Here is a 23,489-nt window from a genome sequence, read left to right on the forward strand (position 1 = left end):
CGACATGTATGCCGAACAACTTTTACAGATTACCTGAACTACCAGAAAAGTCAAATTTGGATAGCCTTGTTGACAATTTGCAGTACAAAAGACTATCAATATCTGAATTACCAGTAGAGATCAGAAGTAACGGATTGACCGATAAGTTCAACAGTGTTATTCTTGCTAAATCTGCTAGTACAGAGGTCGAAGTATATACATTTGTCGGAATACGACCTGATAAAAACCAAATTGACGAACATCCGTTCCTTTATTGTTACGACAAGGATCATGGAGAAAATGGATTCGGAGGAATTATACATCATGGACATTGGGACGGTAGAACCACGGAGCTTTCGCCAGAACAGGAACATGCATTATCATCTTCGGGGTTAACGGCTAACTTTACTTACAAAGGAATCCCTTCTAATTCATCTGGTTCTTTGTCAGATTTGGAAGAGAAAGGTATGTTGGAAGGTATAACAGAGCAGTTCAGAATTCTTTTGAGGAATAGATAGATGTTGTGCCTTGAAATAGAATTTGAGAGTAGTAGTACATCAAGTTAGTCAAGGCAAGGCTTACAATTCGGTGCACTTATAAAGTTAAAATACTTTAACTAAATAAAAATCAATAACTTAAAGTCGCGAGTTCGAGTCTCGTCCAGACCGCAAAATGCCTTCGAAGGAAGGCATCTCATCGAAGAGAGTTCATACTCCGGGTGAGATTCCTGCCTCCGCAGGAATAAAGATGTTGTGTTGTCCGCCAAAGGCGGATGTGGTTCCAAGAAATTGGAAACCAATGAGAAGCTTATTAGCCTGTGGCTAATGGGCTTTTTTTGTTCGTGTCAATGACCTATATCATTGCCTGTTTTTACAATTATCTCTAATATAATAGATTAATCCTGAGGTTATGAAAAGATTATGGATACTTAGTTTAATTGTACTTTTTATTTCTTCGGAATTGTATACACAGGAGAGAGAACTGAAAGTGAAAGTCTACAAGACGTGGGTCACTACAATTGATGGCGCGAAGATCAAAGGTTATTTGCATTCTGCAGATGCAGAGGGAATAATGGTAAATCCCGGTAAAGATTTATTATCACAAGATTTGATAGCGATAGAATCCCAAGAGATAAGCAAAATTAAGGTGCGCCGGAAAGGGCAGGTGCTAATAGGTGCGGTTGCTGGATTTGCGGTAGGTGCTACAGTTGGTATTTTGCTGAACGAATCGGATGATTCGAGTTCCGGATGGGATCTTACTCCTGACTACTGGGATGCAATAGCTGTAGGTAGTACGGCCGCTATTGGCACAGGTCTTGGGGCTTTGGCCGCAACAGGGAGAAGATCATTCGACATCAATGGAAGCCTGGAAACTTATGCAGCACAACTACCTCTGCTTCAAAAATATTCTTACCTCGTTGAGTAAAGAAGTATAAGACCAATGAGAAGCTTTTCCTTAGATGGAGAGGCTTTTTTTGTTGGAACTGATTTGGATGACTTGTCCTCCAAAACTTTAGTGTAGATGGACGCTTTTTTTATTTGAACCCTTCACTGTCAATGACTTAGATCATTGCATATTTTGACAAACTTTTCTATCTATATCGATTAATCTCAATGTTATGAAAAACTTAATTTACCTTTTAATAGTTTCTGGCTTAATGTTTACATTTCAAGCCTGCAGTTCGGAAAACGATCCCGCTCCGTTGGACACAGATAATAGCGAAACGTCCTTAGTTTTAAAAGTTATAAATGTTTTAGATTCAGATGGAAATGAATTTCAGATTAAATTCAACTGTCAAGAGAATAAATTAATCCGAATTGAATTCCCCGAGAAGCGTTGTGACTTTTTCTATGATGGGGAATTACTATCAAGACAAGAAGAGTATCGAGGAGATTCTTCCTCTATAACTGAGTACGAGTATGATTCAAATTCAAGGCTTATGCGTTCCTATTGGACAAATTCAAATAATTGGTACGTGGATGAAACCATTGAATATAGCGGAAACAAGGCTACTGTTCGGCGAATAACTGGGAGTCCGGATGGAACAACCTCAGAACGGGTGATTAATGTTTGGTTTGGCAATGGAAATGTAGTAGCACTTAAATCATATGACGACGAAGGAAATTATGAGTTTGAATTTAGTTATGATAATAATCCAAATATTTTTTCCAATATCAAGGGACTTGAGAAGATATCTGTCGTACAGTTGAGTTTTCAGTTTTACATAATAGGAGTGAACAACGCTCAGTCAATGATTGGTTTGAATAATACAAACTATAGAAGGAATTATACGTATCAATATAATTCAATGGGATATCCAACCAATGCTACCGTCAGAGTAACAACTGAAGATGGATCGGAATATGTAGAATCCTATACCCTTGAATATTATTAGAGGCCGCAACCTAAGAAGTTGTGTTGCGATGCAGAAATGCATCGAGTGGTTTAGAAATAGACCAATGAGAAGCTTTTCCTTAGATGGAGAGGCTTTTTTTGTTTGGAGATGTTTCATCCTCTGATGTGATGCTTTGTAATTCATTAACAAGCAAAATCCGATCACTACTCTGATTCTACACTTTTCTGTCAATTAACACCTTAATGTTTCATTTTCAATTTGTTACAATAATTTATTATCTTTCAGCAGACAGAATACTGTTTTTATTCAATATGGATTTTAAAATAATATAATTATGAGAAGAACATATTTCATTAGCTTTTTAATCATACTCTTTATATCCTGTTCGAGCGGTGGTGATAAAAAACTCTCATTTGGAAGTCTGGATTTATATTATACCAGCGATATCACAACCTATGAAGCGGAAGATGTGGGTGACTATTTTTCGGGTATAGGATTTGGTATTGGAGATACTAAAGAGGTGGTAAAATTGAGCAAATCCAACGACCGATATATGGTCCAGTTCGTCATGCCCGATGGACAAGTCAAACTAGAAAACATATGGAAGCGTTACGGTAAGGGAATTTCTCAGAATGTATTGAACGGAGCTCCGGTGGATGTTGATCTCTGCGATGAAAAATTTAATTCGTTGAAATTTCTGGGATCTGATTAAACAAAATATATCGAGGCTTGGCTCTTAGCCTGTAAAAACTAACCAATAAGAAGCTTATTAGCCTAAGACTAATGGGCTTTTTTTTTACCCATAACAGCTGCTGTGAATAAGGGTTCGGGGATGTATCATCGAGGGAACTCTGTAATTTTTTTATTTATTAGGCCAACTTATGTGCAGTTCAGCCCTGTTAAAGGGCTATTGTCGAAAAAGTTAATAAGCTGAAAATATAACAGCTACCTTCCTTACCTAACTATAACCATTTTAATTATGAAAAATTTATTGATTGGGCTAGCCCTACTCGTATGTGCCAGTTCTTTTGCGCAGCGCAATGCGGAAAACGACTATTGGAATTCCTGGAGATATACCGTAAAACAAGGAATGAGTGCGGACTTTGAAGCGGCAGTTGCTAAAAAGATGCAAATGTTTAATAATACTGCGGAGACAGGGATTATAACGTACAGGGTAGTTACAGGAAAGAACAGTGGAACCTACGAACGCGTAGAATCCATGAAGTACCCTAAAGATTACGATATGGATCGGTCTGCCGAAGGGCAATACTGGCAGAAAAATGTATCCAAATTTGTGGAATCATCCAGTGGACAGATGCGATGGGACCGCATGAACAATGCGACCTTGAACTGGGATCCTGAAAATCCGGGGACTCCTTCGAAATATTTAGAGCGAACCACTTTCGATGTGAAGCCGAGTGGAACCTTGCACTTCAGAAGGTTTGTTGCTCGCATCACAAAAACGATGGAAAAAAGAGGAAACAAGAATGTACAATTGATGTTTAGATGCATCAGTGGTGGCAGTGATAATATGTATGTTGTCGTAAGAGGTTGGAACTCATATCAGGACAGACCATGGACTGATCACGATTCAACTTTTGAAGAAGACTATAATGAGCAATTTGGATGGGGAACCTTCAGAGAAGACCGGATAAATTTTGATGCTGCTCTTGAAAGTTGGGGAGAAAGGACAGAGACTATGGAGTTGGTACCTGCCTTGTCAACGGGCATGATGAACTAAAATACATCAAATGATTTAATAAAGCCTATCCGTTTCGGATGGGCTTTATTTGTTGGAACTGATTTGGATGACTTGTCCTCCGTAGCTTTAGCGAAAGAGGGGGCATTGTCCACCGTAGCTTTAGCATAGGAGGAGAGCTTTATTGTTTAGGGTGAACAACCTCTTATGACATAAATCATATTGGAATCAAAAGGCAAAGCTTAATTTAACGTCCTGATAAACAGGCTGTAGCTTTAATTTTTAATCTGTAAACTTCATTAAACATCCATATTTTTAAGTAGCGACGAGCATTTATAGTACAAATACCTAACATTCTAATTATGAAAAAAAACGACACACTATTCATGGTTTTAAGAACCGCCCTAGGACTCTTTTTAATTTTGTATGCACTTAATAGGTTCTTTCATTTTCTGCCCTCCAGTTACGGTGAAATGCCTGAGGTAACGCAAGACTTTTTAGACTCTGTAGCCGCCTATTTACCTGCCTTGTATATTTTTGAGATAATTATTGGGTTGTTCCTGATCTTTAACAAGTGGACCGCCTTTATCCTTATAGTTCTGGCTCCACTGTCTGTTGCTTTTCTCATCTTCAGTATTTCAAATGGAGAATTCTCTAAAGCATGGCCTGCTTTCGTTGTAGGGCTTTTAAACGTGTTACTTATTGTTAGAAGATGGGATGCCTATAAACCACTTTTTAAGTAAAAATTCGTAGAGGTTAATAATATACATTGGATTTGCTTTCCATGTACCTTTATATGGGTTCTTCGGAACCTGACGCCGGATATTTTGACAGCACTTTGGTGTTTGCCATATAATATTTCATGTAAAAATCGGCTAACATACTCACTCCTCCTGAGTTATTAGAATTAAACAATGCATTTGTAATGGATGAATTGCAGAATACAGAGATCATTCACCTTTCAGCTATTATACACCATCTTTGTTGAAGATCATGGTGAATGATATGCTAGAGTCAAAGGAGATCGATCGGACTATATTAGAAATCTTCAAAATAACAATGATAATTATCATATAAAAAGCTGAGAAAGCATGACATAAGTCATACGTCATTTCTAAATCCGAAACTAGTTTTGTATCAAATGTTACAAACAAAAAATCAATGAGGACTTTGAAATACCTATTGGCGTTCCTGGTGATCCAAATCCAGGGAAATAATCTTCAAGCCCAATCCGTAGCAGAAATAGAACCGGAACCAGTATTAAAATCACTTTCATGCGATCCTTTGACATCCAGTTTTGTGATTGAGGGAACTTCCTCACTTCACGATTGGGAAATGATCTCAAATTCCTGCAAGGGAAAACTCGAATACAACGATGGTGATAATTCTATAAACCTTGAACATATAAATATCAAGGTTGGTGTAACCACTTTGAAAAGTGGAAAAAGGATAATGGACAAAAAGTGCTACAATGCTTTAAAGCATGAGAACCATCCAAATATTATTTATCGATTCAAAGAAATTAATTCCATTTCGGAAATCGGAAATTCTAAATATAAAGCAAGCTTAAATGGTTCCTTGGATATCGCCGGGGTGGTAAAGCCGGTGAATATTGATGTTGATATTGAACTGAAGGATGGAATTATGAATATCAAAGGACGCAAGCCAATGAAAATGACCGATTATGACATTGAACCTCCTACTGCCTTGCTCGGAACATTAAAAACTGGAAATGATATAACAATAGTCTTTAATTTAAACTTTATAGTGTTATGAAACGCCTAATAAAACAATTACTAGTATTATTTATTATGTTCAGCGTTGTTTCTGTATATGGACAGAATAAACGTAGTCTGAACAACTACAGAGAGCCTTCAAAAGAGGGTATTAATGTCTTTGAATCCCCTAAAGATACGGCCGTGATAAAAGCTTTCGACGGCGTTCGTGTTAGAATTGGTGGTTCCTCTACCCTTCAATTCCAGGCGTTGGATCATGAAAATGGCCGACCTGCTGAAAGCACAATTATGCCTGGCAGTCCCTGGTTCATGGATGATGGTAGTGGTGGAAATGCAAATCTTCCTTTAAAGGAAATCGGATCGAACTTTAACCTGGCTACCGCTAACCTTGATCTGGACGTGGAACTTCACGATGGATTGCGTATGCACTTGCGTACCTACCTATCTTCTCGTCACCACCCGGAAGCATGGGTAAAAGGAGGTTATATCCAAATAGATAATCTTAACTGGATTCAGGAAGGATTACTCAGTGATGTAATGGATAAAGTGACCGTTAAGGTCGGACACATGGAAATTAACTACGGGGACCAGCATTTCAGAAGAACTGACAATGCCCAAGCTATTTACAATCCATTTGTAGGAAATTCACTTCTGGACGGTTTTGCCCAGGAAGTAGGTGGAGAGTTCTATTATCGTAATAATGGATGGCTGGCAATGGTTGGATTGTATAACGGAAAATTAAATCAGGCCGTAGATAATCCTGAAACTACTTCTCCTACAGTAGTTGGAAAACTTGGATGGGACAAGCAGCTTAGTGAAGATCTCAGGTTGAGATTAACAGGATCTGTTTACAACACTGCTCATAGTGCAAGAGTATATCTCTATGGTGCAGACCGGGGAGGTTCTCGATACTATTTCGTTATGGAAGATGCCAATGCCTCTTCAGGTGGTCGAGGTTACTTTACTTCAGGTAGGGTTGATCCGGGCTTCAATAACGAAGTTACCGCTATTATGATAAACCCATTTGTAAAGTACCAGGGTTTTGAATTCTTTGGTTTGTATGAAACTTCTACAGGTCGGGCCAACTCAGAATTTGATGCTTCCGGTAATAATACAGACAGAACCTGGACACATATTATGGCCGAAGTTCTTTATAGATTCGGAAATAACGAAAATTTCTATGTAGGTGGTCGTTACAATACCGCTTCTGGAGAAATGCAGGGAATGACGAGTGACGTAACTATTAACCGCTTCAATTTAGGCGCTGGTGTATTCTTTACTAAAAATGTTCTTGCTAAGATAGAATATGTAAATCAGGAATATAATGATTTCCCAGTTGGAAGTCAGTTTAACGAAGGGAAATTTAACGGAGTCGTGATAGAATCCGTAATAAGTTTCTAGTTTAATTTTTTGTTAGATGAAGGGGCCGTTATTCGGCCCCTTTTTATTTAGGATTAATTTATAAACACCGGCGTTATTGAAAACGAAGTGGTACTGAGAGATCAGTAACCAATGGAAAGCGTCCAACCAAAATCATAAGAAGAGCTTTTATTATCTTTAAGCCTTCACTTAAATTCTTCACAATGCGATTCATTAAACTAATTATTTTTCTGGTTGTTTTTCAGCTGAATGCTCAGCAAGGCGGAATGTGGATTCCTTCTCTTTTAGAGGGTATGAACGAAACAGAAATGCGGAGTTTAGGTAGTAAACTCAGTGCAAGTGACATTTACGACGTCAATAATTCCAGTCTTAAGGATGCTATTGGGCATTTTAACGGTGGCTGTACCAGTGAGGTCATTTCCGAGAAAGGACTGTTGCTTACCAATCACCATTGCGGCTACAGCCAAATTCAGTCGCATTCCTCTTTGGAAAAGGATTACATAAAAAATGGTTTTTGGGCCAAAAGCTTCGAAGAAGAAATTCCTAACGAAGGTCTATTTGTAGAATTCATTGTTCGCATTGAAGATGTAACGGAAGTCATGTTAAAAAGGGTTACAGATGATATGAGCCCAAGGGAAAAACAATCTCAGATCGACAAGAACAGAAATGCTTTTGAGAAAACCATAGAGAAAGAAGACTGGCAGGGGTTTAAGATAAGCCCTTTTTACAAAGGGAATCAGTACTTCCTGTTTATTACAGAACGTTTTGAAGACATCAGGTTAGTAGGTGCTCCACCAGTGAGTATCGGAAAGTTTGGTAGCGATACAGATAATTGGGTATGGCCGAGACATACAGGTGATTTTTCACTCTTTAGGATCTATGCCGATAAAAATAATCGACCGGCTAAGTATAGCGAAGACAACAGGCCGTATACACCAAAACACTACCTGCCAATTTCCTTAGATGGAATTGAGGAAGGCGATTTTACCATGGTATTTGGATTCCCGGGACGAACCAACGAGTATCTGCCAGCGGTAGCAATAGAGCAGATCACCCAAAAAGTAAATCCTTTGAACATTACTATACGGGAAGCTGCTTTAAAGGTGATAGATGCCAATATGAAGGAGGATGATCTTGTTAGAATTCAATATGCCTCTAAACAAGCCAGGATAGCCAACTCCTGGAAGAAGTGGATTGGTGAAAATTTGGGGATTGAAAAAAGTGGAGCTGTCACTATTAAAAAGGACTTTGAAGCTGAATTTTTAAAGGCATTGCACAACCAGGGCAAAACTGCGGAATATGGAAATATCCTTCCTCAATTGGAAAATCTTTATTCGGAAATTGAAGATATCAACTTAAAGCGAAACAGCTTTTCTCAAGTCTTTTTAGTGACGAATGAACTTATGCGGATGATGGTAAGATTAACCCAAATGGAAATGGCTTCTGAAAAAGGAGAGACAGCTTTTGAAAAGGCCAGAGACAGAACAATCAATCAAATAAGATCCATACATAAGAACTACAGTGTTAAAGTGGATAAAGGGGTTTATAAAAATGTGATGCCCTTGTTTACAGATAATATAGATGCTTCTATCTATGAAACCACCGCTTTTGTCGATCTGGAAAGATCCCTTGCCGTTTTAAATGGTGAAATGAGAGAGGTAGTTACAAAGCTCAATAATGATCCGGCGTACATTTATGCGAAGCCATTTGTTCTCGATTTTTATCAAAATGTAGATCCGGAATTTAAAAGACTTAATACTGAAATAAATGCCCTCCAAACTCAATACATGAAGGCGCTAATGGAGGTGATGCCTAACCAGCGCTATTTCCCGGATGCTAACAGGACCCTTAGGGTTACCTATGGTAAAGTAAATGGCTATTCCCCAAGAGATGCTGTTTATTATAAGCCCGTGACCTATTTGGATGGGGTAATTGAGAAGTATGTTCCCGGTGATTACGAATTTGATGTTCCCGAAAAATTACGTCAATTGTACGAAAACAAAGATTACGGAGATTATGCCGATAAGAACGGTAAGTTGCCTATTTGCTTTTTAGGCACCAATCATACCACCGGAGGAAATTCCGGAAGTCCTGCCATTGATGCTGAAGGCAATTTAGTTGGGTTAAATTTCGACCGGGTTTGGGAAGGCACCATGAGTGATATTTACTACGATCCGGAGATTTGCAGAAACATTATGGTTGATTTGCGTTATGTCTTGTTCATCATCGACAAATACGCGGGAGCAGATCACTTGATCAAGGAAATGAAACTAGTTCATCCGAAGAAGTAGTTACGCATAAGTATAAGCAGAAATTCTTCTTAATGTAAATAAACACATTGTGTTTGTTGAATTTATATGGTGGCTGAGTGTTCCGAAGAAACGTATCAAAGTCAAGATTAAAACAACGTGAGTCCAGGAAATTAGAAACCAATGAAAGGCTTGTCTGAGACGACTGTCTTCATTACTTGGTATGGTTTCCTTTACAATACACCTGTTTTAATACTTTTAAAGGAATGCCCGATTGCTTTTGCTTGAATATGTATCCCTGGAGTACTTTTTCAGAGAATATACTTAACTTACCTTCCTAAAACCAATCTATCCAACATTGAAAAGACTGTTTACGGTTATACTAATCGTGTCTTATACTTTCTGTATTGCACAGGAGCTTCCTCCAATTGCCAACTATCCTCCCAACGTTTATGGTGCAGACAATCAGAATTGGATGATCTCACAATCTGATGATAATTATATCTATGTAGCGAATAACAAGGGGTTGTTGGAATATAATGGGGCAAGATGGACGCTTTATCCTACCCCAAATGAAACCATCCTGAGATCTGTAAAATCGATCGGTAAGCGGATCTATACGGGTTGTTACATGGATTTCGGGTATTGGGAGTACGACAATAAAGGTAACCTCAATTATACATCGCTGGTAAAGAAAGAGGAGCTTGATATGATCGTAGATGAACAGATTTGGAATATCATTAATCATGATGAATGGATCTTGTTTCAATCTTTAAACAGAATATATCTTTATCACGTGATCAACGAAAGCATTTCATTCCTCGAGGTAGAAAATACGATCACCAAATTGTTTGAAATTGAGAACGATTTCTACTTTCAGGTTTTAAATGAAGGCCTTTTCGCTATCGAAAACAAGAGGAGCAAACTGATCTCAGACGACCCTGTGCTCAAGGAAAATGTCCTGGTTAATATGTTCATGCGAAACGATGACGTAGTTTTTTTAACGGCATCTAAAGGATTTTATACAATAGCCGATAAGAATGTAAAACCCTGGTCTGTTCCTGCAGATCCTGTGCTTGAAGGATTAAGTATCTACAGTAGCATCCGACTATCTAACGGGGATATGATTTTAGGAACCATCGCCAACGGAATAGTAGTGCTTTCTGAAAATGGCGAACTCAGATACCAGATCGATCAATCCAGCGGATTGAGTGATAACACGGCTCTGTCCTTGTTTGAAGATGTCCAGGAAAACATCTGGGTGGGCCTCGATAATGGGATCGATTGTGTGAATACCAAAGCCCCATTTAGGAACTACTTCAACCGAAACGGGCGACTTGGAACCACTTATGCTTCGATCATCCATAATGGTTTTCTGTATATTGGGACCAACCAAGGTTTATTTTACAAAACCTATAATTCAAGCGAAGCGTTTACCCTTGTTCAGGGAACTGAAGGACAGGTATGGAATTTACGTGTAGCTAAAGGTGAACTTTTTTGCGGTCATAATTTTGGGACGTATTTGATTTCTGATGGAAAAGCTGTGCGAATATCTAATATCCAAGGTACATGGGACATAAGGGAAATACCCGGTGAAGATGATTTACTGCTACAAGGAGGATATGTAGGTCTGTATGTATTGGAGCGGCAAAATGGTTCGTGGGGTCTTCGGAATAAAATTTCGGGCTTTGATATTTCATCAAAGCACTTTGAGATCTCAGACAGTGGTGAAATACTGGTTAGTCATGAATACAAAGGTGTTTATAGACTCATCCCTAACAAAGACTTAACCGAGATCGAAGAGTTTAGCGAAATATCATCGGTTCAAAAGGGATCTCACTCGAGTTTAGCCACTTTTAATGGAACCATTTATTATGCATATCGCAATGGTTTTTTCAAGTACGACGATACTTCAAAAGAATTCATAAAAGATGAATCCCTGAGCGGAATCTTTGGTGATGACCAATATATTACCGGGAAATTGATTGCTGATGAAACCGGTAAGCTGTGGGCGTTTACCAAAGACGCCCTGGTCTATATTTTTGCCGAGAGACTTAACAATACACTGAAGACCAACAAAATTTCCATCCCGGTTGCCCAACGCACGGCTCTTGACGGATACGAGAACATTACGCATTTAGATCATCAGAAGTATCTCATAGGAACCTCTAGTGGTTATCTGCTCATGGATCTTGATAGTCGACCACAGCACTTCAATCAGATCACCATAAATCGCGTTATCTCAGGTTCACGGTCAGGCGAAACCGAATTGATCGATTTAAGAACAGAGGGAGAGTTTCCTGCTGCCCGAAACTACTTTACTTTCCAATACAGTTCTCCGGATTATAACAAGCTTCATACAACGCAATACCAATACAAACTCGCAGGGATCTATGACCAATGGAGCAGCTGGAGTACAAGTTCTAGTATATCCTTCGACAACCTTCCTCATGGCTCGTACGAGTTTATGGTTAGAGCCAAGGACAATGGCGAATCCTACAATATAGCTTCTTATTCTTTTGTGATCAACAAACCATGGTATGTCTCCAATATTGCCATGGCTATTTACACCATTGCATTCATCCTTTTATTTATCGGTATAAATTCTTTTTACAGGCGATATTATAGAAAACAGCGCCAACGACTACTGGAAGAAAAGACACGTGAATTGAAGCTTAAGGAACTGGCTACTCAAAAGGAGATCATCGAGTTGAAGAATCAAAGTCTTAACTCGGACATTGAATCACGCAATCGGGAATTAGCGGTTTCCACAATGAATCTCATCAAAAAGAACAGCATTCTCAATGATATCAAAGCCGAACTTGAGAACATTTCGGACCCGACTAAGATCAGAAATGTTATCAAGGTTATCAATAAAAACCTCAACAATGAAGACGACTGGAAATTTTTTGAAGAGGCCTTTAATCATGCGGATAAAGACTTCTTTAAGAAGGTGAAAGAACTCCACCCGGATCTTACTCCTAATGACTTACGGTTTTGTGTTTATCTAAGACTGAATCTCTCATCCAAAGAAATATCCCCACTGCTCAATATCTCACCCAGGAGTGTTGAAATCAAGCGTTACAGGTTACGCAAGAAGATCGAGCTTCCCCGTAATGCGAATCTGAATGATTATTTTATCAGTTTGTAATAAGCCGGGATCAGAACTTCAATTCTTCATGCTTGTCCCAAAGGCCCCAATAAGCTCCTACATCTCCTTCCGGTCCAACCTTCCAGGACTCATCGAAGGATGAGAAATAGAACATATCTATATTGTCTTTAGCCGACCAAAGCTGTGAATTGATAAAATACTTCATCGCATTGTCCGCAGAAGGATACGCACCTTTTAGATTGGTCCCCTGGCTGGGCCACCCTGTTTCGGTGATGATCACTCGCTTTCCTTTAGCAGCTTGCACTGCTTGCCCGTACATTTGCTGCATATGATTTAACGAATGATCAATATCAGTACCTTCCCAGTAGGGGTAGCAATTGGATAAGATCACGTCACAGGCATCCACAATCCGGGGGTGTAGGGTGAATTCATAATATGCATCAACATAGCCTACAGGTATTCCTGGAATGGCTTCTTTAACACGTAGAATATAATCGAGCAACTGCTCCTCGTTCAGATCGTTGCGATATAGAACTTCGTTCCCTACAGCTGCAATATCAACAACACCTTCACGAGCTAATGCTATAAGAGCTTCTATCTCTTGTTCATTTTTATCCATTTCATCCCCTAACCAGGCGCCAACCATAGTGTTTAAGCCATGTTTGTGGGCGATCCTGGGGACATATTCATTCCCTTCTATACAAGAGAAAGATCGCACCCATTTTGTAAAAGGCTTGATGATCTTAATCCTTCGCTCAACTTGTTCTTCGGAAATGATATCTCCGGGGTTCTGTCCGTCTTCATACATGCTAAAACACAAACCATGCATTCCGTTTTCCAGGGTTTCCCGCCAAAGTTTCTTTAATTCCTCCAACGAGTACTTGCTGAATTTAACACCTTCGTAGGTGGTAAAATCAGTATTCTTTAATAAGAAGTTATGCTCTCCTCTATATGACATTTTAAATATATTTATGTTGTTCTTTAATTTTCTTGATTCGGAAAATTCTTTTTGCTTTCAATTTTAGCTCGAATTTCATTGGCGCGTTGTTCTGTAACATCGTAGCTCTTCATAACCCACATCGCTACTAAAGTCCCGGCCATTGGGAAAAAACAGAAGAAGGCGTGTAATCCGTCCACGGCCCCTTGTTGATCAATTGTTGGAAGTTCTGGGTTGAATCCGACTATAGCTATAATAACGCCGCTCAAGCCTCCGGCTATGGCGAAACCAACCTTCACCATCCACCAATAGATGGCTCCAAATATTCCTTCTCGACGTAAGCCGGAATTTAATTCATCTATATCAATAACATCTGCGGTCATAGACATCATGATAGTAAATAAGCTACCTATACCAAATGAAAAAAGAGGAAGGGCTAAAATATACATCCAGGGTTTACCAGGCACAAACAGGAACCATAACATAATATAACCTATTACCGAAATGCCTTGTGATACCAAAAATGTATTCTTCTTTCCAATTTTTTTAGACATCCAGGTAACTGTTGGAATTACTATGAATGTGGTGCCCAATGCACCCAAACAACCAAATAAAGAGACCCATAGACCGCTTGCTCCAGCATCACCATTGAATAACTTAAAAACAATGACAAAAAAAGTAAGAGCAGCAACCGTATTGAATGAGTTAAAGATTAAGAATGTGGCAATGCATAATTTTCTAAACTCTTTTATTTTAAAAGCCTCTACAAAGCTGGTGAGGATCTTTTTAAGACTATTGCCGATTTTGGAAAGATTCAGAGGTTCATAATCTTTACCTAGGGTTGACTCACTTTTAATAAAGATTGCAGGGACCATGGCGCATAATGCACAAGGAATCGCGACCCATATTGCAAGTTCCCTTGCGGCTACCTCGGCGGATGGAAACCAATCCGGGTCATACATAATAACCCAGAACCAAGGAGCTATTACCCATGCCCATTGTCCTATCCATTGCGCAACGGCCATGATATTAGTGCGTTCGTGAAAGTCATCACTCATTTCATAGCCCATCGCTACGTAGGGTACACTAAAAATAGTTAGTCCCAGATAGAAAACTAAAGACCATGAAAAGAAATACCAAAAATTATATTCAAGGGAATTTTCCTTATAAAGTTGCCACATGAAAATATATGCTATCCCCATGATCAGGCCCCCAATAAATACATATTGCCTGCGTCTTCCCCATTTTGATTTCGTATTATCAGAAATATAACCCATTATAGGGTCGGTGATTGCGTCAAATATTCTTGGGGCAAAAAATATTAAACCCCACATCCAGCCAGGGAATCCAAGGTCCTGAACAAGAACTACCATAAATATAACAAGTATAGCAGGAAACATTTGATTGGCAAGCATGCCTAATCCAAAAGCAATTTTTTGTCCTAATGGTACTTTCTTGCGAGATATAGTCTTATTCATTCCAGAGTGTTTTGTGTATTTAGTTTTAATCTAATTGCATGAATCAGAAGACTCCTCTACAATTTTTTCGTAAATACACGCTGATTCTGTCAACTTCCATTGCTCCTGCAGGGATATCAGCTTCTTCAAGTCCGGGATAAGATTCCTTATTCTTCCATTCGAGTATCGTGTTACTAAAAAACATTGAAGCAGACGCATCGGTCTCATAGACAATAAGCTCATATTTTTCTTCTTTATCTCCGCCAAAACGGGTAACTACCTGCCATTCTCCATCTCTTTTATACGATGTATTGGTATGGTCTGATTGGGGATAATACTTATTATCCGAAGGTTTTAAAACAACCCAGATATCTTTCTCATGACCTTCGGGATATACACCCATGGACAGAATTCTGCAATCCACAGAATCTGCTTCGATTGGTGAAATCACTTTTACTGAATTAACCGGCCCTTCCAACTCTAATTTATTTCCTGTGGAAATCTGTTCCATCTGACTACTGACAAATCCAACATCTGAAGTATAACTTCCGAAAATGACCATCAGCACTCCCAGCACTCCCATCGGTATACCAATTTTTGGGTTTATTAAAGTTACTTTAGAATCCTTTTTACTGAGACTACTGAGAACTGCCACGCCAATGAGAACAATCCCTACTAATATGATTACTACTTTTGCTGACATTTTTTATCTATTTAGTTTGACATAATTACAACTTGCCTCGCCTAGCTTCAAGTTCCTCCTTTATTTTTCTTGCTTTTTCTTCTGATAAGCTGTAATTCCACATGACTATAATTGCTAAAGCCGCCGTAATAGCCGGAATTACGATATCTGCAATTCTCAATTGTACCATGGTTTCTGCCGTTTGGGTAGCGGCATTTCCATCAAAACCTACCCATTTAAGAACGGCCCCACCAACTATCAAGGCCAAAGCCTGCCCAAGTTTTACTGTCCACCAATAGATCGCCCCAAAGGTACCTTCCTTACGCGGCATTCCATTGTCCAATTCGTCTTTATCGCATATGTCGGCTGTCATACTCATCATCAGGGTAAACAAACAACCTAATCCAAAAGCCATCATTGGAAGTGGTAAAAACATAAGATAAGGATTATCCGGATCGAAACCCCACCATTTCAATCCATAGCCGATTATTGATATGAAGGTAGAAATGATAAAAGCGTTCTTTTTACCCCATTTATTTGCCATCCATGCCACAATTGGAATAACCACGAATGCAGTAATAACAGCAAGAATAGTGGAAAACCATGCAGGCCAGGATCCTGCTGCGGCATAATCACCATTGAACAAATAAAACAAAATGATGAAAAAACTAAAAGATGCCACGATTTGAAATCCATTAAAAACCAAAAAAGTAGCACCACATAATCTTAAGAATGGTTTATGCTTGAATACCTGTATAATCCCTTTGAACAGACTCTTAAATATCCCAAGCATATTTTTCAACGAAATTTCCTCGCGATTCTCGATCTTACTGGAATCAATTCCTTTGCAAAAAATAGCTGGTAAAACACCAAAGATAATTGCAATCACACCAACTATGATAGAGAGTTTTCGTACTCCTTCGGCCTGTGTCGCAAACAGATCTTCATCAGCTATCAGAACCCAGAACCACGGCACAACCATCCATGCTATCTGGCCCACAATATTGGCCAATCCCATAAGTCTTGTTCGTTCGTTATAATCTGAAGTCATTTCATAACCCAATCCGATAAGCGGTGTGGAAAAAGTTGTATTGGCAAGAATAAACACTGCAGATAAGGTAAGAAAATACCAAAAATTATAGTCCTGTGAATTATTCTCATCCATCTGCCAGAGTAAAATAAACAAGAGACCGGTAAGGATGGCACCAATAAAAATATAAGGTCTACGTCTTCCCCATCGAGTATTTGTATTGTCTGAAATATAACCCATTATGGGATCTGATATAGCATCAACTAATCTGGGCAAACCTCCAAGGAGTCCAGCTAAAAAAGGATCCATACCAAAGGCCGTAAGGAGGAAGAACATAAAAATTGCCAAAGCCCCGGGCATTAAATTGTTCACCAGGTGACCCGATCCGAAAGCCGCCTTTTGTAAGAAGGGAACTTTGTCCTTTGCGGCAGTTTTGTATTGTGACATAATTAGATTGTTTTTTTAGTTAGTTCACTGCTATTCACTTGATGAGGGAATAACAATCGATTGTATGGCCTGGCCATCAATATGAAGGTTGACTGACTTCCCATTTAGAACGAGTGTATAGTCCCTGGCCACAGGCTCTTCATTAAAAATAACTACGGCAATAGAGTTGTCGGGATTGGTGGCGGCTGTAACCATGAATTTCTCTATATCCGGAGTATCTACTTCCATCACTTTGGCCCCAGGGCGCATGTATTTGCTGAAATGGGCCATGGTATAATAGAGTGGAGTGAAATACACTTCATCGCTGTCGGGATCTACGATGACGGGCGCAATACACCAGTTCTTGAACCAGTTTGGACCTCCTTGCTTATCGAGGACCATATTCCAGTCTACCCATCCGTCTACCCAGTTGTTCAAACAACCGATTATATCTCGGGCATATCGGTTTACAGGTGAATATTTTGGATGTAGGTGTTTATCTTCTTCAGGAGCCCAATCATAGCCCCAGTCTGTGGCTTCCTTTTTCCAGTACCATGCATCATCCTGCCATACGGGAACTTGTGCATCAATACAGCCCTCAGCTTCAATAAGGTACTTATCCGGAGCCTTGTTGTGCGCATACTGAAGGGCGTCGGGAAATACTTCATAGGTACTCGCGTACCAGTGAATCGCCGTACCATCAAAGTATTTTGAGGAGTTGTCATCCCTGAACATTTCATCAACCCATTCATTTAGGTGCTCTCTGTTCTGGTCGTATCCCAGGATCACGAGTTCTCCTTTGCCATCCTCTTCCAGTTTTGGACCTAGGTGAAACTCAACAAAATCTGTCATTTCTTTTGGTGTAAAATGCATGCTCTCCCAGTTGTTTCCATTACCAAGCGGTTCATTTTCAACCGTAAAGCCCCACAAATCGATCCCTTCCTCTCTGTAAGCATCCGCGTATTTGGAGAAGAAGAGCGCCCAGGTATCATAATATTCGGGTAAAAGCTTTCCGCCTACCCATTCCTTGTTGTCTTTCATCCAGGGTGGGGCTGTCCATGGTGAAGCAAATATTTTAAAGCCATCCTCAGAGAATGCCATGGCATCCTTGATCATTGGGATCAGGTCATCACGATCTTCATCGATGTTGAAATGTTCCAATTTCATATCATCCTCAACCGAAGCATAAGAATAATTCGACAATGAAAAATCACAAGAATTCATATGTGTTCGGGTGAGCGAATAATTCGCTCCATCTTTACTGAAATACGCCTTAAGTATTGTATCTCGCTGTTTCTTACTGAGTTTGTTCAAAAGGTAGGCCGAGGATTCTGTAAATGCACCTCCAAACCCGCTGATGGTTTGTAGTTCTTTCTCAGGTTTAAGCTGAATCACCAAAGAATCTTTGGATTCAGGAAAATCTGAGATGCGTGTGAGCTTGTTCCCTTTTTGTGAAGTTTCATATACCTCGACTTCCAGGGATTGTTCAGAATTCTTTTCAGATTTACAAGCCATTATTGTCGTGAGTAAAATTATTAACCCATACTTTTCTAGTCCTTTCATAATTAATAATTAACTGGAATAAGTGCCCGGGACGGAGGAGGAAGAACTTCTTGTTGTAAGAGGTCTTCACTGCCGTCAAATGTCTTTGTAATCGGATTTCCACCACGGGTTAAACCTTTAAATAAACCGCGGTCTACCTTATCCCAAAGAGGGTATTTTGCCTGACCGTCTACAGTAAATAAACCAAAATGATTCTCCGATCCCAATTTGTTATGAGCATCCTTCCAAGGTTCATCGAAAGCTTCAAAATAAAAACATGAAATGTTATTAGTATTTGTCCATTCCCGCATATGCTTATAGAACAAAGCCTGTTTGTATTCGTCTGTAGCCCGGGATCCATCAGGGCCATAGTGGCCATTGGAGGTTGTAGCCCAGCCCGTCTCGCCTATATGAATAGGCTTATCTATCCCTAGGCTCTTCATATGATCTGAAACTGCATTATACTGATTGATGACAAATTTCTTCGCCCTTGTCATCGCACTATCGATCTTCTGAAGTTTGGTTAGCGAATCCTGATATTCAGGAACCAGCCAAAAGTCCGGGTTATAATGAGAGTTGTGATAGGGGTAGGTATGCATGGAAATGTAATCCACAGCATGCATGATTTTTTCAAGGTCTTCGGTATGATAAGAAACGTCGCCACCACCCCAGGATGCAAAATCATCCGAACATGTGATCCATAATTCCTTCCGTAATTTCCCTTGTTGCTTTAGGTCCTGGAGATAGGTCACCCATTTCAGAATAACCTCCGGTTGAACGTAGTAACTTGTTGCCCATCTAACCATGGCTTCATTCCCCACAGCAAGAACTTTTACCACATCCGGATACTCGTTGGCGAGGGCTACAGCTCTATCGATTTCAGCAGCATTGTCCGGGCTTTCCACGTTATGATCCGGTTCCAGATCGGTCCACGCGTTCAGACAATCTATCCAGGCACCGAGCATAACATACATCTCAAATCCAGGGTCTTCCTTCCGCAACTCGCGGATCGCTTTCAACACATTAGATGCGTGAGGCAATTGAACATTATAGGTTCGCAAGACTTTTATATCCATAGCCTGAAGGATTCTTAGATCTTCCTTGAGTTCCTTCAGCGTAGGTTGACTATCTCTCGATTTCATACGATAACCTCCGTATGAAATCGCTAAGTATTCAGGGTTGCCTAGAATGTCTTTGGCATTTATTGATTTCTGCATTTTTTGATCCTCTTTTTCAGACGTTGCATTCCCACAAGATACTACAAGAATAATTAGTCCTGCTAAAACTAAGATGTTCCCGATTGTTCTCATGTTCTTTAATATTTGATTGATTTTTCTTTCTAAATTAATTTCAGTTATGCATTTTTTCGCCTGTAATGTTCTTTGCAATTTTTTATTTTAAATACCCTTTGGGAATATAGACATCGATTCGAATGACTTCACCCGATCGATTGAACACATGTTCACTCGCCTCGGTATTAAGGGTCAAAGTGTCAAACTTTTGAATACTTCCGTTCCGTTTGTGAACTTCAATGCCTTCCTTCTCTGATATTTGATATATTACTGGTACCTGGCCATAGGTGAAACACAGTGCATCCTCAGGTATCCGGATCTGTTGTTTTTGTCGGAAAACATCCACATATTCGAAATCCTCCGGCTCATCGAGAAATTCCATCTTCCGAAGTAAACAAGGGTTAAAATAGATTTTGCCTTCATCTACAAATACACCCAGCTCACCAAAGCGGCTTAGAATGTCTTCCTTGACCTGTCCGGTCATACCCGGTTGCTGAGCTCCTTTACCAGAAGGTGTATGTGAATATGGATCTGTTGGGAATGCGCCGTAAAGTTCCGGTGGTTTATTAACTCCTATCCCTTCATTTATTTCGTAATAGTGTTCGAGGAGTTTTCCAACAACAGTGTCACTTGCTCCTTTTTCAATAGCTATTAAACAACATTCCTGAACTGCCAGAAGCAGCTTGGAGACCATATGCCAGTAGATCGATCCCAGTCCCTCGTAGCCAAAGAATGTTCCTGACCTTCCAGTAAAAGCTTTATGGTTAAATACTTCCTCGAACAAATCCAATAGCAGTTGTCGCTCTTTGTCTACAAGCTTCCCGTAAGTCAACTCGTCAAGGGTATCTAGCGCCTCATCCAGGCGGTTGGCATTGTTGAAGTTCCCGTTAAAATGGTATTTGCCGGTGACATCTCTGTTAATTATTTGTTCGTTTCCATCCGCAAGCAATAGCGTAAGCAACTGAGAACTTTTAACAGACGATTCGGGGATGATGTTTTTCTCCAGGAACCGGGGCAGTTCTTTATTGGGATAAAGCAAATAACTGTATTGATCATCTCTGAAAAGAGCACTGTTTTTAAGTCCGTCGAGCAGTGCAAGACATTCATCGGGGTTCAAATGACCTGAACTCAGTGCCGCAACCTGGCCTTCCAGCATTTCTTCCAGGTAACTGATGGATACACCGTCACCCTTAACGGTCATCAGGTTATAGGCATGATACATATTATCCTCCCGCTTATTAGCGTCTATGGTATGTTCCAGATATCGCAGAGTAACATTGATAAAATCGTTTATATGCTGTATCTGAATTTTCTTTTTGTTACTTGTGAAAGCTTGTTCATATACCTGCAACCTAAACTTGCTAGCGGCTATTCCCAGCCCATCGAGGATACTCTTTCTGTCTTTGTCTCCAATACTTCCGGATAACAGAGATTCATGCGCCTTAAGCGTATCCGTAACACGGTTGAAGAATTCCAGTAGTTCTTCGGATATCTCGGCCTCCTTCAGGGAAGCAGCATCGACGATTTTACCAAAGAACTTAAGGAACCTTCTGAGGTAACAAAGGGTTACCATAGAGACACCATTTCCAACTAAGGCATTATTGGCATCATTCCATTCCGGCCGCTGCGTATTCATCCAGATTCCGGCTTCAGGAATAAAATTGGAAACTTTTGCCAGTACAGTCGCCAAAATCTTCTCGATGAAATTGACCTTATAAATAAAAAAGTTTTCATCTCTTAGAAGGGCTCCGTCGGCACCTAACTGGGATCGTTTGACGTTGATTTTCTCATCCGCTTCGAAATCAAAATCGATGGTATCTTTCGGGTTTTTTAGAAGATCCTTATAGCCTTTGATCTTATAAGGTACATTGGCATATACGAAAAGATCCTCACCGAAATAACTCCCCAGTTTTCCAGGGTCGTGATCTTCGAGGATTTCCAGTAGTTTCAGGAGATAGATGATCTGGTGGTCTCCCCAATATCCTATATACGACCATGGGTCATCTTCTTCGATCGCCTCCCAGTCGAATCCACCTTTGGTAACCCGATAGGGGTTGTAACCGTCAAAGGTTGTTGCATTCAGAAACTTATGGATCATACTCTCCAGGAACTCCGGAAAAGAAAGCGACAGCGCTTCCCAGTTCTGAAAGATATCTCTCCAATTCCCTTCATAATCGAGTATCTTGGAGCCATCAACCTCGCTACGAGTGTTGATGGAGAATTTATTCCATGGCCTACTTGGATCCCCGTGCCTTCGGCTGAACTTCAGGGGCATATATTCCAGGCTTAGTCTTCTGAAGTTCTTATCATCAGATTCATAGGCCAGTGTCTTCAAATATGAAACCGAGAATGTATCGGGCATTTCGGCCAGAACGGCCTGCGCTTTCTTTGTTACTTTCTTATTCGCGTTGGACAGATATCTAACAAAATCCCACTTCTCGATCTCGTAATTATTATCAAAGATACCCCCTCGCATAATATTGAAAAGAGTGTTTGAGAAGTGTCTTAAATTCCTGAGTTTGTCCGTGCTTAATTGCATTGCATCTGAAGAGCCTGCAAGTTGGAGTAGGCGCGCTGTACCAAGGTCAATATCGTCCTGTACTTCCTGCATCAATCCCGATTCAGAATTTATTTTTTCTGAGAGCTCGGTGATGGCACTGACGTTCTGATTTACATTCGCCAACATCATCCAGTGTGTTTCTGCTCCCGCACGCAGACTGATCTCTGATTCGACGAAATAGGCCCCTTTTTCTGCTTTTATGTCTTCTTCCTGATGCAGAGTCTCACCATTTCTGAAATTATCCAGTTGAAGAGAAGACAGCAGGTATTTCGGATTTTGGATCCCTAGTGACCATACTATATTGCATTTTAGGGCTTCGCTTGGCTCTGCCTTGTCGACAATAATGGCACTAAGCGCATAGATGCCGAGACCGGAATCAGGAATCAATTCACTGCGTTTATATGCATCAACCAGGTTGCTGGTTCCGTTTTGAGTGGCTTCACCAACTCCAAAGGGAACAATATTCTGTAGACCATCGAGCACTTTAACTTCGACTGTTTCATCCTCTTTGTTGATCAGGGTCGATTTCCTAACGAATCCATAAATATTGCTGGAATTCCACTGATATTGGTATGTAAGTCCTAAATCCTTGTTGTGTTCTTCAAAGATAACTTTGTTCCCATACGAGTTCTTGTAAAGATTCCGGGTAATTTCATACACCCCTTCATAGCGTTCGGAGAAGGGTTCCCATAAAAATACCTTGCCCTCTTTGCGCACTTGTACTATCGTTTTACTTCCGGTAATCTCGACGGATTCGGTGATCTTGTCGTCCGTGTAATAGGGGAAAAGAGCGTAATCTGAATTTTTTCTCCCTGCTGATAGTGCGCCATTACTGGAAATGAACATCCAGTGATTGGAATCACTTACGAGACTCATAAAGAAAGGTCTCATTAAATGGGAGTTGGAAATTTTGTAATAAGTTTCATTATCGATGGTCGTGAGTTCGCCTTTGATCTCACTCTTATCGTTGGAAGCCGGAGTACTTCCGATATAAATTGGTTCTTTAGTCATTCTTTTTTTTATAAGTACCTCGCTTAGTTAAGGCCGAATCG

Annotated in this window: 17 protein-coding genes; 10 read left to right on the plus strand and 7 right to left on the minus strand. The window is 40.0% G+C overall.

From position 1 onward, the window contains the following. The first annotated feature begins 8 nt into the window (after positions 1-8). From J1N09_RS01525 to J1N09_RS01570, 10 genes are all read left to right on the plus strand, one after another. On the plus strand, positions 9-497 hold the full coding sequence (locus J1N09_RS01525) for a hypothetical protein (protein ID WP_265197625.1): 489 nt from the start codon (positions 9-11) through the stop codon (positions 495-497). A gap of 391 nt (positions 498-888) precedes the next feature. Beyond that, positions 889-1,404 (plus strand): hypothetical protein, encoded by a 516-nt coding sequence (locus J1N09_RS01530; RefSeq protein ID WP_265197626.1) that lies wholly within the window; start codon positions 889-891, stop codon positions 1,402-1,404. 193 nt (positions 1,405-1,597) lie between these two features. Further along, positions 1,598-2,374 carry a hypothetical protein gene (locus J1N09_RS01535; protein ID WP_265197627.1) on the plus strand — a complete coding sequence of 259 codons (777 nt, stop codon included), beginning with the start codon at positions 1,598-1,600 and terminating at the stop codon, positions 2,372-2,374. Positions 2,375-2,669: 295 nt separating this feature from the next. Continuing rightward, on the plus strand, positions 2,670-3,047 hold the full coding sequence (locus tag J1N09_RS01540; protein ID WP_265197628.1) for a hypothetical protein: 378 nt from the start codon (positions 2,670-2,672) through the stop codon (positions 3,045-3,047). A 267-nt stretch (positions 3,048-3,314) separates the two neighbouring features. Continuing rightward, the gene (locus J1N09_RS01545; protein WP_265197629.1) at positions 3,315-4,076 is read left to right on the plus strand and encodes a hypothetical protein; all 762 of its coding nucleotides are present in this window, start codon (positions 3,315-3,317) and stop codon (positions 4,074-4,076) included. 320 nt (positions 4,077-4,396) lie between these two features. Next, positions 4,397-4,777: a hypothetical protein gene (locus J1N09_RS01550; protein ID WP_265197630.1), complete on the plus strand. Its 381-nt coding sequence runs from the start codon at positions 4,397-4,399 to the stop codon at positions 4,775-4,777. Positions 4,778-5,195: 418 nt separating this feature from the next. Then, positions 5,196-5,810 carry a YceI family protein gene (locus tag J1N09_RS01555; protein WP_265197631.1) on the plus strand — a complete coding sequence of 205 codons (615 nt, stop codon included), beginning with the start codon at positions 5,196-5,198 and terminating at the stop codon, positions 5,808-5,810. Then, positions 5,807-7,171, plus strand: coding sequence for an outer membrane protein (locus J1N09_RS01560; RefSeq protein ID WP_265197632.1), 1,365 nt, complete (start codon positions 5,807-5,809; stop codon positions 7,169-7,171). The genes J1N09_RS01555 and J1N09_RS01560 overlap by 4 nt, the downstream gene beginning before the upstream one ends. A gap of 182 nt (positions 7,172-7,353) precedes the next feature. Continuing rightward, a complete protein-coding gene (locus tag J1N09_RS01565) occupies positions 7,354-9,441 on the plus strand; it encodes a S46 family peptidase (RefSeq protein WP_265197633.1) in 2,088 nt (695 codons plus the stop codon). Between the two features lie 316 nt (positions 9,442-9,757). After that, positions 9,758-12,550 (plus strand): triple tyrosine motif-containing protein, encoded by a 2,793-nt coding sequence (locus J1N09_RS01570; RefSeq protein ID WP_265197634.1) that lies wholly within the window; start codon positions 9,758-9,760, stop codon positions 12,548-12,550. A gap of 10 nt (positions 12,551-12,560) precedes the next feature. Here J1N09_RS01570 and J1N09_RS01575 read toward each other — a convergent pair whose 3' ends face one another. The 7 genes from J1N09_RS01575 to J1N09_RS01605 all read right to left on the minus strand — a co-directional run bounded on the left by J1N09_RS01575 (position 12,561) and on the right by J1N09_RS01605 (position 23,448). Further along, the gene (locus J1N09_RS01575) at positions 12,561-13,469 is read right to left on the minus strand and encodes a glycosyl hydrolase family 17 protein (protein WP_265197635.1); all 909 of its coding nucleotides are present in this window, start codon (positions 13,467-13,469) and stop codon (positions 12,561-12,563) included. A gap of 23 nt (positions 13,470-13,492) precedes the next feature. After that, positions 13,493-14,926 (minus strand): MFS transporter, encoded by a 1,434-nt coding sequence (locus J1N09_RS01580; RefSeq protein ID WP_265197636.1) that lies wholly within the window; start codon positions 14,924-14,926, stop codon positions 13,493-13,495. A gap of 43 nt (positions 14,927-14,969) precedes the next feature. After that, positions 14,970-15,608 (minus strand): hypothetical protein, encoded by a 639-nt coding sequence (locus tag J1N09_RS01585; protein ID WP_265197637.1) that lies wholly within the window; start codon positions 15,606-15,608, stop codon positions 14,970-14,972. A 25-nt stretch (positions 15,609-15,633) separates the two neighbouring features. Continuing rightward, positions 15,634-17,064, minus strand: a complete 1,431-nt coding sequence (locus J1N09_RS01590; RefSeq protein ID WP_265197638.1) for an MFS transporter — start codon at positions 17,062-17,064, stop codon at positions 15,634-15,636. A gap of 30 nt (positions 17,065-17,094) precedes the next feature. Further along, positions 17,095-18,606 carry a glycoside hydrolase family 30 protein gene (locus J1N09_RS01595; RefSeq protein WP_265197639.1) on the minus strand — a complete coding sequence of 504 codons (1,512 nt, stop codon included), beginning with the start codon at positions 18,604-18,606 and terminating at the stop codon, positions 17,095-17,097. Between the two features lie 2 nt (positions 18,607-18,608). Beyond that, on the minus strand, positions 18,609-19,895 hold the full coding sequence (locus J1N09_RS01600; protein WP_265197640.1) for a glycosyl hydrolase family 17 protein: 1,287 nt from the start codon (positions 19,893-19,895) through the stop codon (positions 18,609-18,611). A gap of 82 nt (positions 19,896-19,977) precedes the next feature. Beyond that, positions 19,978-23,448 carry a hypothetical protein gene (locus J1N09_RS01605; RefSeq protein WP_265197641.1) on the minus strand — a complete coding sequence of 1,157 codons (3,471 nt, stop codon included), beginning with the start codon at positions 23,446-23,448 and terminating at the stop codon, positions 19,978-19,980. Positions 23,449-23,489 lie beyond the last annotated feature (41 nt).

The organism is Aureitalea sp. L0-47 (assembly GCF_026126405.1).
Classification (GTDB): Bacteria; Bacteroidota; Bacteroidia; order Flavobacteriales; family Flavobacteriaceae; genus Pukyongia.